Here is a 13,184-nt window from a genome sequence, read left to right as displayed (position 1 = left end):
AAAAAAAAGCGGCTGTTACCGTTGCGATACTCACAGTAGTCTACTCCAAAGAGCGCCTAAAATGGGTCGGTAACAGCCGCGTATGGCTTATATGTTCGGGCATAAAAAAAGCCCGCTTTGAGATGTCGAGCATTAACCGCGCTCTGCGGAGACGACTAACGTCTGTGAGTATCGCACTGCAAATTTACGACAATAAACTCACAGTGCCAAATTTTCGGAGAGAATTTTAATTTTGAATAGCACTCAATTTGCCATTTTCAAAGTATAGATAACCACCGTTGTAAACCCATTGCTCATTTACACCATATCTTGTTGTAGTTGTATGAATGGTTTTAGGTTTACCCCACGAATCTATGCACATTTGTTTCGTAAAGCCTATGGCGACCCGTCTATTGGCGATTAGAGAGCCGTTACGCTTACCGTACTTTTTTATCATAGCAGACTCTCTTGCTGCATAGTCGGCTTTGCGTTTTGTTTCCTTTGCAGCTCGAACTTCTAAATCCTCTATGTAAAGGTGGCTATGTTCTAATACCGTCCAACAAATCTCACCTTCTGAAGATCTAAACACTAATGCAACTGGAGTTTCCGTAATTAGCAGCGGATAATTGATAACTCTGCGAACATCAACACATGCCAATGTGTCGTTTTTATTTATGCTATACTTTGCACAATCGAAAGTACGATATAAATATGGTAACGGTTCATCATGTTTCTGTATGAAACGTTTGCCAACAAATTTATCTTTAATATGCAGATAAAAACTGTCAGGCACATTTTCCGTATATTTATTATTATTAAGGCGACCTTTAATCATAAAGGCGTCTATTGTAGAAACTGGAACGTCAGCAAAACATATGGTATTGCATATGCAATAAAACATGATTGGTATTATATGTTTCATGCCCGCAAATTTACAACAAAAAGGTAACACAGGCAAACCGCGCTTAGAGGTGTACTCAGTCATTCTAAGAAAAAATAACCAAAAGTGAATTTTTTGCTTGAAAACTTTGTTAATTCACAAAAGTGTATTATCTTTGCAGTGTCAAACCAAAAGAGTTAATTAACATTATGGACAAACAAGCACTTTTACAGTACTGGGCCGGAGAGTTAATCGCGGTCAAAATGGAGCTTGAAAAAATCGCCTTTCTCTTGCAGTCAGGCGTCAAGCCTACAAGAGAGATTGAACGACATCTCGACAGCATGCTCGACAGAAAGAAACATCTGGAAATGTTGATCGAGGAAGTTCGCAAACAGAAGTAAAACCTAGGGAGGGGGGCAACCCCCTTCCTTTAACCAAAACGAAGATGAAAGAACGTATAGAAAAATGGAAACAGATGGAAGCTGCCGGAGATCCTGCCGCAACAGACTATCTGAAAGAGATAACCGCTCAGGCTCAGGCCGAGGGCAAAATTCAGGAAATGAACGAGGCGTTGCAATTCCTCATGGCGTCAGCCGACAAGCACCTCGACAATGTAGAGAGTTCATTGGCTAACTACACAATGCATGAGCGTATGGGAGCATTGACCGAAGTTGTCAATCTCGCCTACATAGCCCGGCACTATTTCGGAAAAACGCGCCAGTGGCTTTATCAGCGCCTTAAGGGGCAGGTGGTAAATGGAAAGCCCGCAGCATTTACGGAATCAGAGGAAGCCACTTTTATAAAGGCACTTCAAGAAATCGGTCTGCAGTTGGCTTCATTCACACAGCGCGTATGACAAAAAAACAAGCGTCCATGACTCTTTTTGTTTGACACGCAAAGCACACAGACGCTTTCTTCCCGACTCCCGGCACGGAGTCGGGTTTTGTTTTATATAAGATCAATCCGAAGACAATGGCTGCTCGAAGAATGTCAGATTGGGATAGTGCTCATAAAACGGGTCGGCAACAGCGTAAAACGAGCAGCCAATCACCAAGGGGGATCCGTCAGGTTCGTCTTCTTCTAATATAACGGGGCGAATGATTCGGCCGGCGAGCAGTTGCTTTGCTATTTTATCACACATCTGATTCACTGCATAAGTCGATTGCCACATTCTTTCCTCCGGAGTACGAACTACCGATAGCCGATGAATACATTGAAATCTCGGCAATGCGGACTCGGAATATTGAAACGGTGGTAACACAGCTCCGGATGGAGAAGAGAACGGAAATGGAACAGTTTTAGCTCCGGTAACGAATCCGCGACGATGGCCCCACATGAAGCCAAGAGCAAGGCCGGCAACGCAGCCAAGTGTAAAAATTAGTAATTCAATCATTTTTTAATAGTTCAGGGTTGTCATGTATATTACCTATAATTACCCCGGTCGAATAATCGATTGCGACGCAGTGAACGTACACATTTAGCGAGTCAGAGGCGGTTGAATCCATTGTAGTTAGAACCCACTCCATACCAACATCGCATTGAGACTCCCATCGAACATATCCAACAAAATCGTGTGGTTCAGGCTTATCTTCCATTACCCATTTATTGGTAGTTCCCTTGAGAACGTCACCCTCGTAAATCTCTTTGCCTTCTTTATCGAGAAGGCCTGTGAATTGACCGACGGTTTCCGGATTAACATCAGCCCACCATGGAGCACCGTCTTCTTTAAACCAGAAAATAGTGTGTTGAGCAGTATCAACCTGAGCATAGTGGCCATAAGCCCACTCACCGTTATCAATGCGCTTACCTCGGAATTTAATCACTCTCATAGTTAGAACAGCGACGGTTGTGGGTTCAGACGCTCGGCCCGGAGCTTGCCGAGGGCTTCCTCGGCTTTCTTGCGACGGCCTTTAGCCTCCTTCTCGTCAGAGATAGCCGAATTGATCTGTTGCAGCAGTTCAATTTCGGCGTTGTTGGTCTCGATGGTGCGCCGCATTGAGCCGGTGAAATGCTCATAAAGCACGTCATAGCACTCGCGACGGTAGCGAGTGACCGCCTCACGAGCTTCCGGGGCGACCTTTCCGGGGTTGATGGTGGCGAGCCAACCGTAGACATCGCGGAGACGAATGCAGTACATCTCGCGCTCCTTTTCATCGGCGGCAACTGAGGTGATAATCGCCCCAGTTGAAGCGAAAAATTCGTCTTCCTGGAGTTTGGCACGTTGAGCTTTTGCGTCAATGCCGATTGCCTCGCAGATTGGTTTGATAGGTACGAAGATTTCTCCGTCACGGTCAACGGTTACGATGTCGACGCCGTTGATTTTTGAGATTAGAATTTGTGGCATTTTAAAATAATTTAAGTTGTCGTTGATACTCTATGAGCCGCTTTTCGGCAGCCTTGTAATAATTATGATCTATTTCTATGCCGAGCATTGGAAACCCCAACTCATAGCAAGCAATTGCCGAACTGCCAGAGCCTAAATGGGTGTCTAAGATAGTCCAACCTTTTTGAGCGAAAGTATTAAGCAGCCAGGCATAAAGGGCGACCGGCTTTTGCGTTGGGTGAATACGTTTCTCATTGAGAGCTTTGTTTCCTTGCATTGTTCGTCCATCGGATACACTTTTGCCCTGAAGCATACCGTTCCACATGAAAGGGAACAGACGGACGGACTCAATGAGATTGGTTGCGGCAATTTCGCAGTCAGAAAAAGATGACGCGCTGTTGCATTTATCCCAAACAATGCGACCATGAGCGAAAATATAGTCAAAATAGTTACACCCCCATACGATGTAATATTTCGCTACACGTTGCAGTTCATCGAAGTATTCAGTGGACGGCACAACCCACTTTTCTGCTATCGGGTAGTCATGCCGGGCAACCCCGATAGTAGAGACCTTGCGGCCATAAAATTGTCGGCGCTCCGGTCCGCTATAATATGGCGGGTCGACTATGGCGAGGTCAAAAGACTGGCTCGCTATACTGGGCAAAATGTCCAGGCAGTCGCCCTCGTGCAATGTGATATGCTGGTACTGTTTCATAACTAATTGAGTAGATAGTAATATTGTCGGAAGGTGGAGCGTAAAAATTCGCGCCTCAGGCGGAGTGTTGCGAGCCGATATTGCACGATCTGAGCGCCGAGTGAATCCGGACACAGTCGGCACAGCTCGCGTTCCTCCTTACTGACAAGGAGGCTACACTTTTTCATTTTTAGCAACTTGGGCCATATGATGAATGGCGGCTCTTGAACCAATTACAAAAGGCTTAATTGCCTGAGGGTGTCCGATGAGGAAGTTCGCAACAGCATTAGCGAGGTCAGGTTCAGAGAATGAGCAGGAGGCGAAATTACGAAGTTTCTCTGACCCTTCAGCCCTTCTGCCGATGATGATGAACTGCTCCAGCTCCGGCAAAGCTTCGGCTACGAGCTTGCGCTGATGGTCAACGGAGGAGTCGTTTTGTAAAATTTCAATATTCATTTTCGTGGGTTGTGTTTAGGTGAGTATTTCTTACATGAGAATTGTTTAGGGGAGATGGAGCGCTTGGAGAGCTGACATCGGGGCGGGTGGGCCTGATAGTGACAGCAACAGTCGCAAGTTGATTGTGCCAGTCTACGAATGTCTCTCGAAAGTTTGTCTAAATTAGCTTTCAGAGTTACCGTTATAGTCATCGGAGGTGGAGCAATCCGAGCCATAGCTGAAAAGCGATTGGCTGCGGCAGCCGCCTCGCGAAAACCATCAAGAGCAACGGCCACAGCCCTCAGCTCAGGCAGGCTCGATGTAGAAGCGAGTGCCAGAGCTGAGGAGTAAGCCGCAATCAGTGATTTGGAGTAAGTGCGGGTCATCGAGGGTCAATAATGGAAGGTTCCGAGATGTTCCAGCAGTCCTCGACCTCGGCCACTTCATAGCCATCAGCTTTGAGGTTGGTGATTATGCTGTTTATGCGAGATTCAAGCATAGGGCCGTTCTCGACCGACAGAATCTTACAAATGCGGAATGGTTGCGTCGGCGACCCTTTTGGGTTCACGACGCAGAAGAAAACTTTGAAAATCATAGCTTATTGACTTTTGATGTAAGTGAGAGGAAGATTGTGCAGAAGGCCACAGTGCCGACTGCCAGGAGTGCGAGCAGCGGAGTGCCGAAGATTGGCGCGAGCAGCCACCACCATGACCAGGAAATAACGCCGAAGCATTTGAGCACGATGAAGGCGACGGTCGATAGGAGCCATGCCACGAGGAACACGGCGACGATGATTGGGGTTTTGTTCTTTTTCATTGGGTTGTGGGATTAGTTATTCGTCGTTGTCTGAAAAAACTGATTCATATTCTTCTTCCAACATTTCTTTAAGCCTTTCATCATCAGCTGCTAAGTCTTTGAACAACTGATTGATGTCTTCAAAACCGCCCACCGGGTCACAATTTGCTCTATTCAAGCAATAATAATGGTAGTGGACTGCGATTGTTACACGTTCTTTGAAAGTCATTGTGGTTCAAGGTTGGTGATGATGTTGGCCTCGATGATACCACGATACCAAGTGTGGTCGGCAGACTCGATATGGTAGATCCGAGTGAGGCCGCGGCGGAAGGAGGTAGTTACGCGCCCGGAACGGATAACCGATCCGAAAAAGAAGCGCACGATGTCGCCGACATGAAATCGGCCAGAGTCGGTCGAGAAACTGAAGTCTCGCCGCTCCGTCGGTTCCGGTCGGTTGTAGACAATCTCATTGATTGTCGGAACCATTGGCAAATCAAACTGCATAGCGTTGTTATAAGTGGGTTAGAATGGGAGGTCAGCGTTTGGGTCAAAGCTCGGATCTATAAGATGTCTGAGGTCTGCGTCAAAGGCGTATCTGATTATGGATAGTTTACTCAAATCTGCAGCGGCTTTTCTTTCATGTTCTACCTCGGTGTCATCTAAGCTGAAGAAAGTACATAAATCAGATAAATTTTGGCCAGCGACTTCTTCCAAATCTTCGAGGGCATGACAGACAGTGTCTTCAAAATCCTCGAAAGATTCAGTTATATTGTCATGGGCGACATATTCCCACCGATATGGACATTTATCTATCCCACGAGGGATAATCCAGACTTTCGTATGGAAATCACGCAGGATAGCAATTATTTTGCGTTCCATACGTATGTACGCCTTAAGCAGAGCCTCACGTCGACGTAATTCAACCCAATAAGGGGTCATCGAATGTTCGGAAATCAACCGAGCAGGATCCGTCACTATATTCATACAAATTAAATATTTGCTTGATGAATAATTACCTTATTGTGTTCAATACCATAGACAAGGCCGTTAGGACATTTTGGGTCCACAAATAGTGGAGACGCTGAAAACTCGCCGTCATCGCTTAATTCATATCCCACTTCATCTGACGGTACGGAAACGCTATCGTAAGGGTCAAAAACCTTACATTTTCTGATTTTGACCTTGGCGATGTTCCCACAACCGCAAGGGCATTGCCACATAGCGGTGTGTCCCGGCGCATCGATGTATATTGTGCCCGGTTGCACGTTTCTTACATTTGGATACTTCACAAATACGATGTGATTGAAGGAAGCGATCATATTAACTAACAAAGGCCTCCTCGCCCGGGACTTCTTCCTTAATGTCAGTTATGTCTTCGTATTCGACATCGATGATTTCTCTCTCGTCCTCGATGTCGCCATTGGCGAGGTCGAGGGCATACGCTATTGCAGCGTCAGAGATGGCGAGCACCGGTGGGAGACACCAGTACATGAGGCCGGGGGTTATTAGTTTCATTTTTTCTTACGTTTAGTTTGTTTCTTCTTACGTTTATGGACTCGTGTCGAGTCGGGAGGTATGATGGTTATAAAGTGTTGCGGAACACAGAAGGAGTTGCGGTCGACGGATATAAAAGCGCCGGTTTCACCGATTGAGAACAAATCAACTTCAACGCCTTTCTGAATGTGGAGACAGCCGATCGTCAGAGAGCGCAGCAGCACGGCCTTTGTCGGATTTGTCGTCATTCAAGTGAGTAGATGTTATCATTTTCGTGGTCGAACACCTGAAAGCCGATGATCGAGGCGTATTCATCGCCGCGCTCATGGGCGACGTCGAGACATAGGTCGACACGGTCAAATTCGCCATTGAATGTGTCGGCGATTGAGCGGATCGTGGCGGCAGAGGCACGTTCCGCGGAGGCAAGACGAATGAAATATCCGTCGGGGTGCTGCTCGATGACGGAGAACCCGGCAGGAATTGACACAGAGGCGACGGCTGCATGAGGCTGAGCCGATGATCCGGAAAGCTCGTTGTTAGGCTGAGAGCAGCCAACAAGAGCGAGGGCAAGAAGAATGGAAAGTTTGTAAACCATATTTTGGGGAATTAGAATAGTTCTGCTTGAATAAGAGCCGCTTCAGCTCGGCGAAGGTCGGCACGGGTTTCTTCCAGGAAATAGTCCAGATACAGGAGCATGAAACCGATTGCATACAATTTGGCCTCGCGCTGTGAGTGAAAACGGCCGAGGGCTGCAGTCGGCTGTTGCACTGATGTCCGGCCATTGGCCCAGTGAACGAGATAGCCATAAACCCAAGAGCCATCTTGGAGTGGCGACGAGAAGATTGTGACGGTTTCGTCGCGGCCATCGGTAACGCACCAGGTTGACTGAGCTTCGACTGGATCAACATCGGCGAGACAGTCAATTTTAAGATACTCGTAAGGATTTTTGGTGTTCATATAGTTCTGAGGCTTTGTCGAATTTGGCACGGAATAATTTTGATAGCCGGAGGGAGTCTGTTGCGGTGTGCCGGGATTTAAGAATGGCACACCGGCCACGTTTCAATATCCATGAGATTGACTCGTCGGTGGCGCCGTCGCGATATAACAAAAGGATTATGAGCTGCCGAGCTTCAACGGCAGGCCATATCCGCGTCCGGGAAAGAATTGTTGATTTTGCCACACCTGTAACCTTACTTACCACAGTGAGAGCGATTTCCTTGTTATCCATATAGGTAAATTAGAATGGTTTGAGTTCTTTTTCTTTTGCCGGAGAGTAAACTTTGAAATATTCGGCGCCGCCAGATTTATCGTCTGAACCGATGAACGATTCTTCAGGGTGTAACGGTTTCCAGTCTGAGTAATATGCTTTCTCGGCATTAGGGCGGTCGATATTGAAATCGTACCCCTTAAACTTACAATAGGCCTGTATCTTGCCTTTGAAATTGGTTCGAGTGACACCGTGGCCGGCAGGACCACCGGCATACTCGAAGAATGAAGCTACGAGGTCAGCGCGTTTAATGCGCTCGTTAAGATGAGAGCCTGACGGGTCAAAATACTCCTCGGCCCACTGATATAGCACTTCAGACATCTCCTGACGGAGAGTGCGCAGCTCAATGTTCTTCATGGGCGGTGGAACAGCTCCAGCGCCTTCACGCGCCCAACAGTTCTCAAAAGAGCGGAAATAGTACATGACACACTCGGCCATGAGATTGTCAAATAGATTCCATTGCTCTTCGTTCCAATCGTCGAAAAACATGTGGTGAAAATCATCGACGAGAGTGTGATCAGGATTATACCAAGTCGAGAACTCCATGTAGATGATTCGACGCTTCGTGGCGGCTTCATTGGCCTTGTTGATTGCGTGATTTGTGGTGATCAATATTTTCGGCGAGTCCTTAAGAGGTATGCAGTAGCGATCTTTGCCTTTGGGATTGACATACATTGGGCCGGTTACCATAGCGAAAAGATTCTCAAACGCAAAGTTTGTCTTTACGTCGTCGATGAATATATTCCGTGTTGCCTTGGTAACGCCGGATAGAAGAAACTCGTCATCTCGCTTCATCTGTTTGCCATCGATGAAGAATTGGTTCACGACATGACCGATAGCATTTCCGACAATAGACTTGCCGGCGCCGCCGTGACTCTGGCCGACCTCAGACATGAGGTGGTCCTGAATAATCACGGCCTTGCGTTCCGAGGCATATTTATAATCACAAAGCAAGAATCCAAGCGTGGTGATTTTGTTGACAATATGGTGAATCCACTCGAATGTTTCAGAATCGGATAACTCGCGCTCTGCGTCATGTGCGAAAAAGTTGTTGGAGGTATTGACGAGGAAAGAAAGGAACTCACACTTTGCCGCCTCCGGCGTGTATTCTATATAAAAGTTATCGCCGATTTTCTGGATATCCTTGATGATAGGCACACGAGTAAAACGCCGGGGAACAATACGGCTGCGCCATACCTGACTAATCGGCTTATTAGGAGTGATAGCGTTGGCCGTTATCTCGACTTGACCATTGTTGTAGCAGGTACGCTGAACGCCCGAAGTGAAATTATTGAAATCATCAGAAATAATATCGAGCTCTTCAAGTTGCTTATCCGACATAATTGTTGACAGTTTCTTCTTGAAAAATCTGAGAACCAAATCATTCTTGCAGTTGGCCGTAATGTAGCTTCGGATAAAGTCTCGCACTTCATAAGAGGCCACACGGTCAATGATACCGTCATCAATGCGAATGAACTCATAGCCGGTGGCCGCTTCGTCGCTATTGCGCAGTCGGTAAAAACCACTGGCCGCAAGGAAGCGGAATGCTTCGACGTCGTTAAACTCCACTTTATCCTCGCCCTTAGATGTTTGGGTGATTGAGTATATGTCTGTTGACGAAGAATACCGGCTCACAGGCACGAGAGCGCCGTTCTCTGCCTTGTAGCGGATATTGCCAATCTTGAAAGTATCAATCCCGGTCAAACGCTCTTTGTGGATTTCATAGAACGCCTGAACATCATTGAGCGACCAAAAATCGCGAATTTTAGTGTCGGATTCCTCTGTAATCTTGTGGATATTGAGCCACTTTCCCCGGCCATCGTGAGAGTTCATCGTGCGCTCAATGTCCTCCATCAGCTCAGACTCTCGACCGAGCAGGGAACCACAAAGGAGGTCATCGACTCCCTTGTCGCCGTGTTCATTCTCATTCACATGGCCCCACCAGATATTTACTGACAGGCCAATGGTGTTGAATGTCTTCATATACTGGCGGTACTTGATGACAGCTTTAGAGAATGAGTTCGGGCGTTTATCGGCACGGTCGCCGACGATAATATCTCTGTGTAGGTCGTTCCAGTCTGAATCCATGACAAGAACGATGTTGGCTATCGAGCAAATTTTGGCAATGTCCTGAATGTCTTGCAACAGACCTTCCTGTTGCGAGCCGAAGTTATTTATACCTTGTATGCCGATAGATAACATACCGTGCTTGCAGGCCTTTTCGGCCTTCTTTTCGCCTTCCTGAAGGAACAGTGTGTCGATGTGGGTTTTACTTTTATACAGACGGCGGATCTTCTCCGGTATATAAACACGGCAAGAAGCTCCGGCGGGAGTCTGATATTTCATTTCTTTGCCGTTGGCCCCTCGATGGAGAGCCGGGTTAGACCAACGTACACGCACATACTGACGAGGCTTTGCCGACCCTTTTGCCGTGTACATCATAGGCCGTCCGTTAAGGTCATAGTAGTAAATGAGCATTTCGTCGCCGGCGTCGTCCGGAATGAAAGACTCATTTACTCGGCCTTTTCGGAAAGGAGAGCGGAATAAATCCTGACCGCCCTCTATAATCGAGGCCATGACATCGGCCTCCGTCAATCCTGATGATTCGAGTTGCTGACGCAAGAAAGAGGAGTGATTCGACTTGACAGCAGCGGCAATGGATTCCTCGCGCCGGCGTTCCTCCGGAGTGATGACAATACCACCTTGGCGGGCGGTCTCTTCGAGAGCATGTAGCCAGTCAGTGTCAAGGTTTATGCCTTGATAGTAGGCAACAGCCGCAATCGGGCCAGAGAAGCCTTGGCCGCACGCCCAACATTTGGCATTGTTGTAACCTTTTTTGCGGCTGATGTTAAACTTTGTCTTGCCGCAGAAAGGGCACTCTACGTCTTGTGATACTTTGCGTTGGTCGCAGCCGGGAATAAACAAACGAATGTCGAGGTCTTTGACCTTCTGCACCTCCCATTTGCTGTATTTATGATTGTCTGAATTCATGAGAACAGATGGTTTTGAGAGGCATACCGAACAAATTCAGCCCTGGAGTGAATGTTGAGACGTTGATACGCATGACGAATGTGATTGTTAACAGTGTGAGGAGAGAGGCACAGCCGGTCTGCGATATCATCAATAGAAAGGGCGTTGAACCATAGCCGGAGAACCGGCATTTCTGCCGCAGACAGCTTATGGTCAAACTCCGGGCGACAAATAACTCTTTCATGGCGACACTCTCCACGAAGGGGGCACGGAACGAATTCAAACGAACATCGACAATTAGGGGAAAAATCGGGGATATTATCGAGCTTCGCAAAATTGCAGCGTATAAAGCGCGAGACTATGCGATAGCGATAATATGATCTGTTGAGGGCGCACCCTTTGTACTCGGAGCAAAGAGCGTTGTGAGCCTTGGGATAAAAGGTAGCTATGTGGTCTATTAGTTCATCGATTATTTCAGAATTGGATTCTTGTAACTTTTCGATTGAACCATCTGATGACTGATACCAGACCTCACCCTCATAGGCGAAAAATTCAATATTAGTTAATGACATGTAGATGTCAATTTAATCAATTTGTGACATTTTCAAAGATATTTTCGCCAATAGCTTCAGTAATTTTGTCAAGAAAAACCCAAGGAATTGGAGTGCGACCACGTCGCCAAGCACAAAGCACAAATCTTGAAATTCGGCATAACTCACGAATATCACGAGATTTAGCGATTTGCTCCTTGGCGTCAAGAGAGCTTAGGTACTTGTCAAGAGCGTGATTTGCGGTCATATTCTTGTTGGTTTTAGTTATTTGTTGTAAATTAGCAACAGCAAAGTAACGAAGAATTATTGAAAGTTAAACTATCTGAGAATGTCATTCTTGATTAGTTTAATAATGTTTAACATTTGCAGAACATGAAACATCTCGGTCAGTTGCTCAAAAAGCACATAGAAACCAACAATATAAAGAAACGCGACGTTGCCAACGCCGCGGGTATAACATACAACTATCTGTCAACACTATTTAACAAAGAGACAATGGATTGTTTGTTGTGGGAGAAACTATGTGCCGGATCTGGGCTGAATCCCTCCGCGGCATTTGATATCCCAGTTGGAGGCAACAAAAATTACTCCGATATACAAGCACACACAGTGGTCGGTCCAGCCACTGTGATGATCGGGTCGGAACAAAAATCGCTCCTGGACCTACTTGCGGAAAAGGAGCGATTGATTCAAGTGTTGTTAGCCGCGTCTGGATTGAATATCGGGACGGAAACGGGACAACACCTATAAAATAATAACATATAATAACCCTTTAAACAGGCCGAGAGGTGTTACTATGAGAGGTTTTTCTTTCTTCTCACCCCGACAAATTTTTGGTAAATGGGCTTAACTCAATGGGTTAAGCCCATTTTTATTGAATAGCCGGGACAAAAACGGGACATGCTTGTTTTTCAATAAAAGTTTTTAGACGCAACAACCACATGGAAATTAGCGTTTTATTCGTATATTTGCAGGTGATTAACGGGACAAAAACGGGACAACGCATGAAACTGATAGAGTTGAACATCGAGAAAATCGTCGAACTTTGCAAAAGATTCCATGTGCGCAAGCTGTGGGTTTTCGGTTCGATCTTGACAAATCGTTTTAATGACAAAAGCGATGTTGATCTGTGTGTGGATTTTGAGTGGGAAAATATCCCATTGATGGAAGCCGCCGACAACTTCTTTGATTTTCAAAATGCTCTTGAAAACGTATTCGGTCGTAAGGTTGACATAACAGATGACAGCGCTGTGCGCAATCCGTATTTCCGTGAAGAGCTGAACGAAAAACGGCTGCTGATTTATGGATAGGGAACTGAAAAAATATCTTGATGATATTTTAAACGCGATAGATGAGATAGAATCATTTGTTAGTCAGTATCCCTGTCGTTACGATGTGTTTTGCGCTACCCCGATATTGATAAGGGCTGTGCAAATGAATATCGCAATTATTGGAGAAGCCACAAATCGGATTCTCAAAATCAGGGATGATATTTCGATTACAAATGCACGTAAAATTGTAAATACCCGTAATTATCTGATCCACGGTTATGATAGTCTGCGATATGAGATTCTTTGGGCGATTGTGATCAAAGACATTCCTCTTCTGAAAGCAGAAGTGAAAGCAATCATCGGAACAGAACCCGAACAAAACACATGAAATTCGCTTACTGACAAACTGTAAAGAAACGAGGAGACCGTTTGATGCTCGATATGCTCAATGACAAGGCCGACAATGTGATGCGAGACTGATTTATTCAAGTGAATTTGCTGCTTTTCGGGCTAAAATCATCTTCT

General features: G+C 46.1%; 24 protein-coding genes. 5 read left to right on the top strand and 19 right to left on the bottom strand.

The window, feature by feature from the left end:
- Nucleotides 1–226: 226 nt before the first annotated feature.
- On the bottom strand, nt 227–814 hold the full coding sequence (locus tag K2H17_RS06020) for a hypothetical protein (protein WP_300132600.1): 588 nt from the start codon (nt 812–814) through the stop codon (nt 227–229).
- A gap of 254 nt (nt 815–1,068) precedes the next feature.
- On the opposite strand from K2H17_RS06020, the gene K2H17_RS06015 reads away from it, so the two are divergent.
- Both K2H17_RS06015 and K2H17_RS06010 read left to right on the top strand, forming a co-directional pair.
- On the top strand, nt 1,069–1,260 hold the full coding sequence (locus K2H17_RS06015; RefSeq protein ID WP_300132599.1) for a hypothetical protein: 192 nt from the start codon (nt 1,069–1,071) through the stop codon (nt 1,258–1,260).
- Between the two features lie 44 nt (nt 1,261–1,304).
- A complete protein-coding gene (locus K2H17_RS06010; RefSeq protein ID WP_300132598.1) occupies nt 1,305–1,715 on the top strand; it encodes a DUF5053 domain-containing protein in 411 nt (136 codons plus the stop codon).
- A 102-nt stretch (nt 1,716–1,817) separates the two neighbouring features.
- Here K2H17_RS06010 and K2H17_RS06005 read toward each other — a convergent pair whose 3' ends face one another.
- From K2H17_RS06005 to K2H17_RS05925, 18 genes are all read right to left on the bottom strand, one after another.
- Complete coding sequence (locus tag K2H17_RS06005) at nt 1,818–2,252, bottom strand: hypothetical protein (RefSeq protein ID WP_300132597.1); 435 nt, start codon at nt 2,250–2,252, stop codon at nt 1,818–1,820.
- On the bottom strand, nt 2,245–2,688 hold the full coding sequence (locus K2H17_RS06000; protein ID WP_300132596.1) for a YopX family protein: 444 nt from the start codon (nt 2,686–2,688) through the stop codon (nt 2,245–2,247). Before K2H17_RS06000 ends, K2H17_RS06005 begins: the two co-directional genes overlap by 8 nt.
- 2 nt (nt 2,689–2,690) lie before the next feature.
- On the bottom strand, nt 2,691–3,203 hold the full coding sequence (locus tag K2H17_RS05995; protein WP_300132595.1) for a phage antirepressor N-terminal domain-containing protein: 513 nt from the start codon (nt 3,201–3,203) through the stop codon (nt 2,691–2,693).
- Nucleotide 3,204: 1 nt separating this feature from the next.
- Nucleotides 3,205–3,897, bottom strand: coding sequence for a DNA methyltransferase (locus K2H17_RS05990; RefSeq protein ID WP_300132593.1), 693 nt, complete (start codon nt 3,895–3,897; stop codon nt 3,205–3,207).
- 153 nt (nt 3,898–4,050) lie between these two features.
- A complete protein-coding gene (locus K2H17_RS05985; protein ID WP_300132592.1) occupies nt 4,051–4,332 on the bottom strand; it encodes a hypothetical protein in 282 nt (93 codons plus the stop codon).
- Nucleotides 4,333–4,693: 361 nt separating this feature from the next.
- The gene (locus K2H17_RS05980; RefSeq protein WP_300132590.1) at nt 4,694–4,906 is read right to left on the bottom strand and encodes a hypothetical protein; all 213 of its coding nucleotides are present in this window, start codon (nt 4,904–4,906) and stop codon (nt 4,694–4,696) included.
- Nucleotides 4,903–5,127, bottom strand: a complete 225-nt coding sequence (locus K2H17_RS05975; protein WP_300132587.1) for a hypothetical protein — start codon at nt 5,125–5,127, stop codon at nt 4,903–4,905. The genes K2H17_RS05980 and K2H17_RS05975 overlap by 4 nt, the downstream gene beginning before the upstream one ends.
- Before the next feature lie 16 nt (nt 5,128–5,143).
- Nucleotides 5,144–5,335 (bottom strand): hypothetical protein, encoded by a 192-nt coding sequence (locus K2H17_RS05970; protein ID WP_300132585.1) that lies wholly within the window; start codon nt 5,333–5,335, stop codon nt 5,144–5,146.
- A complete protein-coding gene (locus K2H17_RS05965; protein ID WP_300132583.1) occupies nt 5,332–5,610 on the bottom strand; it encodes a hypothetical protein in 279 nt (92 codons plus the stop codon). Before K2H17_RS05965 ends, K2H17_RS05970 begins: the two co-directional genes overlap by 4 nt.
- An 18-nt stretch (nt 5,611–5,628) precedes the next feature.
- A complete protein-coding gene (locus K2H17_RS05960) occupies nt 5,629–5,985 on the bottom strand; it encodes a hypothetical protein (RefSeq protein ID WP_300132580.1) in 357 nt (118 codons plus the stop codon).
- A 110-nt stretch (nt 5,986–6,095) separates the two neighbouring features.
- Complete coding sequence (locus tag K2H17_RS05955) at nt 6,096–6,425, bottom strand: hypothetical protein (RefSeq protein WP_300132578.1); 330 nt, start codon at nt 6,423–6,425, stop codon at nt 6,096–6,098.
- A gap of 1 nt (nt 6,426) precedes the next feature.
- Nucleotides 6,427–6,621 (bottom strand): hypothetical protein, encoded by a 195-nt coding sequence (locus tag K2H17_RS05950; protein WP_300132576.1) that lies wholly within the window; start codon nt 6,619–6,621, stop codon nt 6,427–6,429.
- A complete protein-coding gene (locus K2H17_RS05945) occupies nt 6,618–6,848 on the bottom strand; it encodes a hypothetical protein (RefSeq protein WP_300132573.1) in 231 nt (76 codons plus the stop codon). Before K2H17_RS05945 ends, K2H17_RS05950 begins: the two co-directional genes overlap by 4 nt.
- A complete protein-coding gene (locus K2H17_RS05940; RefSeq protein ID WP_300132571.1) occupies nt 6,845–7,195 on the bottom strand; it encodes a hypothetical protein in 351 nt (116 codons plus the stop codon). The genes K2H17_RS05945 and K2H17_RS05940 overlap by 4 nt, the downstream gene beginning before the upstream one ends.
- A gap of 11 nt (nt 7,196–7,206) precedes the next feature.
- Nucleotides 7,207–7,587: a hypothetical protein gene (locus K2H17_RS05935; RefSeq protein WP_300132568.1), complete on the bottom strand. Its 381-nt coding sequence runs from the start codon at nt 7,585–7,587 to the stop codon at nt 7,207–7,209.
- 250 nt (nt 7,588–7,837) lie between these two features.
- Entirely contained in the window at nt 7,838–10,858 is a 3,021-nt protein-coding gene (locus K2H17_RS05930; RefSeq protein WP_300132566.1) for a hypothetical protein, read from the bottom strand.
- Nucleotides 10,855–11,409 (bottom strand): helix-turn-helix transcriptional regulator, encoded by a 555-nt coding sequence (locus K2H17_RS11225; protein ID WP_363319926.1) that lies wholly within the window; start codon nt 11,407–11,409, stop codon nt 10,855–10,857. Before K2H17_RS11225 ends, K2H17_RS05930 begins: the two co-directional genes overlap by 4 nt.
- A 16-nt stretch (nt 11,410–11,425) precedes the next feature.
- Nucleotides 11,426–11,635 carry a hypothetical protein gene (locus K2H17_RS05925; protein WP_300132563.1) on the bottom strand — a complete coding sequence of 70 codons (210 nt, stop codon included), beginning with the start codon at nt 11,633–11,635 and terminating at the stop codon, nt 11,426–11,428.
- 125 nt (nt 11,636–11,760) lie between these two features.
- On the opposite strand from K2H17_RS05925, the gene K2H17_RS05920 reads away from it, so the two are divergent.
- From K2H17_RS05920 to K2H17_RS05910, 3 genes are all read left to right on the top strand, one after another.
- On the top strand, nt 11,761–12,138 hold the full coding sequence (locus tag K2H17_RS05920) for a hypothetical protein (protein ID WP_300132561.1): 378 nt from the start codon (nt 11,761–11,763) through the stop codon (nt 12,136–12,138).
- A gap of 191 nt (nt 12,139–12,329) precedes the next feature.
- On the top strand, nt 12,330–12,698 hold the full coding sequence (locus tag K2H17_RS05915) for a nucleotidyltransferase domain-containing protein (protein WP_300132560.1): 369 nt from the start codon (nt 12,330–12,332) through the stop codon (nt 12,696–12,698).
- Nucleotides 12,691–13,047 carry a HepT-like ribonuclease domain-containing protein gene (locus K2H17_RS05910; protein ID WP_300132557.1) on the top strand — a complete coding sequence of 119 codons (357 nt, stop codon included), beginning with the start codon at nt 12,691–12,693 and terminating at the stop codon, nt 13,045–13,047. Before K2H17_RS05915 ends, K2H17_RS05910 begins: the two co-directional genes overlap by 8 nt.
- Nucleotides 13,048–13,184: the final 137 nt, after the last annotated feature.

It is taken from the genome of Duncaniella sp. (assembly GCF_029054785.1).
GTDB lineage: Bacteria > Bacteroidota > Bacteroidia > Bacteroidales > Muribaculaceae > Duncaniella.
Note: the sequence above shows the minus strand (reverse complement) of the source record. Positions and strands in the feature narration are given on the sequence as shown.

What these genes read in the sequence shown, in the direction of transcription:
- K2H17_RS06020 (WP_300132600.1), bottom strand. Translation starts at nt 814, where the DNA reads ATGATTAAAGGTCGCCTTAATAATAATAAATATACGGAAAATGTGCCT.
- K2H17_RS06015 (WP_300132599.1), top strand. Translation starts at nt 1,069, where the DNA reads ATGGACAAACAAGCACTTTTACAGTACTGGGCCGGAGAGTTAATCGCG.
- K2H17_RS06010 (WP_300132598.1), top strand. Translation starts at nt 1,305, where the DNA reads ATGAAAGAACGTATAGAAAAATGGAAACAGATGGAAGCTGCCGGAGAT.
- K2H17_RS06005 (WP_300132597.1), bottom strand. Translation starts at nt 2,252, where the DNA reads ATGATTGAATTACTAATTTTTACACTTGGCTGCGTTGCCGGCCTTGCT.
- K2H17_RS06000 (WP_300132596.1), bottom strand. Translation starts at nt 2,688, where the DNA reads ATGAGAGTGATTAAATTCCGAGGTAAGCGCATTGATAACGGTGAGTGG.
- K2H17_RS05995 (WP_300132595.1), bottom strand. Translation starts at nt 3,203, where the DNA reads ATGCCACAAATTCTAATCTCAAAAATCAACGGCGTCGACATCGTAACC.
- K2H17_RS05990 (WP_300132593.1), bottom strand. Translation starts at nt 3,897, where the DNA reads ATGAAACAGTACCAGCATATCACATTGCACGAGGGCGACTGCCTGGAC.
- K2H17_RS05985 (WP_300132592.1), bottom strand. Translation starts at nt 4,332, where the DNA reads ATGAATATTGAAATTTTACAAAACGACTCCTCCGTTGACCATCAGCGC.
- K2H17_RS05980 (WP_300132590.1), bottom strand. Translation starts at nt 4,906, where the DNA reads ATGATTTTCAAAGTTTTCTTCTGCGTCGTGAACCCAAAAGGGTCGCCG.
- K2H17_RS05975 (WP_300132587.1), bottom strand. Translation starts at nt 5,127, where the DNA reads ATGAAAAAGAACAAAACCCCAATCATCGTCGCCGTGTTCCTCGTGGCA.
- K2H17_RS05970 (WP_300132585.1), bottom strand. Translation starts at nt 5,335, where the DNA reads ATGACTTTCAAAGAACGTGTAACAATCGCAGTCCACTACCATTATTAT.
- K2H17_RS05965 (WP_300132583.1), bottom strand. Translation starts at nt 5,610, where the DNA reads ATGCAGTTTGATTTGCCAATGGTTCCGACAATCAATGAGATTGTCTAC.
- K2H17_RS05960 (WP_300132580.1), bottom strand. Translation starts at nt 5,985, where the DNA reads ATGGAACGCAAAATAATTGCTATCCTGCGTGATTTCCATACGAAAGTC.
- K2H17_RS05955 (WP_300132578.1), bottom strand. Translation starts at nt 6,425, where the DNA reads ATGATCGCTTCCTTCAATCACATCGTATTTGTGAAGTATCCAAATGTA.
- K2H17_RS05950 (WP_300132576.1), bottom strand. Translation starts at nt 6,621, where the DNA reads ATGAAACTAATAACCCCCGGCCTCATGTACTGGTGTCTCCCACCGGTG.
- K2H17_RS05945 (WP_300132573.1), bottom strand. Translation starts at nt 6,848, where the DNA reads ATGACGACAAATCCGACAAAGGCCGTGCTGCTGCGCTCTCTGACGATC.
- K2H17_RS05940 (WP_300132571.1), bottom strand. Translation starts at nt 7,195, where the DNA reads ATGGTTTACAAACTTTCCATTCTTCTTGCCCTCGCTCTTGTTGGCTGC.
- K2H17_RS05930 (WP_300132566.1), bottom strand. Translation starts at nt 10,858, where the DNA reads ATGAATTCAGACAATCATAAATACAGCAAATGGGAGGTGCAGAAGGTC.
- K2H17_RS11225 (WP_363319926.1), bottom strand. Translation starts at nt 11,409, where the DNA reads ATGTCATTAACTAATATTGAATTTTTCGCCTATGAGGGTGAGGTCTGG.
- K2H17_RS05925 (WP_300132563.1), bottom strand. Translation starts at nt 11,635, where the DNA reads ATGACCGCAAATCACGCTCTTGACAAGTACCTAAGCTCTCTTGACGCC.
- K2H17_RS05920 (WP_300132561.1), top strand. Translation starts at nt 11,761, where the DNA reads ATGAAACATCTCGGTCAGTTGCTCAAAAAGCACATAGAAACCAACAAT.
- K2H17_RS05915 (WP_300132560.1), top strand. Translation starts at nt 12,330, where the DNA reads ATGGAAATTAGCGTTTTATTCGTATATTTGCAGGTGATTAACGGGACA.
- K2H17_RS05910 (WP_300132557.1), top strand. Translation starts at nt 12,691, where the DNA reads ATGGATAGGGAACTGAAAAAATATCTTGATGATATTTTAAACGCGATA.